General features: G+C 38.9%; 1 pseudogene. It reads right to left on the bottom strand.

The annotated features are described in order from the left end of the window. Positions 1–265 (bottom strand): annotated as a pseudogene (locus tag AAEY72_RS15240) (hypothetical protein); the annotation flags it as partial.

Below are 265 nucleotides of genomic sequence, written 5' to 3'. Positions count from 1 at the left end.
ATAAATGGCGAAGCGGTTAAGTAACAAAAGAAAGCAAATGACGTTAATACACCGCTGGATAAATTCAGTTTGACGCCATTGCGAGCAAAGACTGTGTAGTAACCGCCTAAAAATGTCTTTTGACTGCGACTGCCAAGATCTTTATCGCTGGGCATTTTTAGTTTAAATAATACTAATACCAATAACGTGATGGCATAACAACTTTGGCTTAAAAAGATAAGATGCCAATCACCGACCTCCATAATTAAACTGCCCAAAGTAGGGG

This window comes from Psychrobacter sp. W2-37-MNA-CIBAN-0211, from assembly GCF_040309405.1.
GTDB classification, from domain to species: domain Bacteria; phylum Pseudomonadota; class Gammaproteobacteria; order Pseudomonadales; family Moraxellaceae; genus Psychrobacter; species Psychrobacter glaciei.
This window is presented reverse-complemented; position numbering and strand designations above follow the sequence as displayed.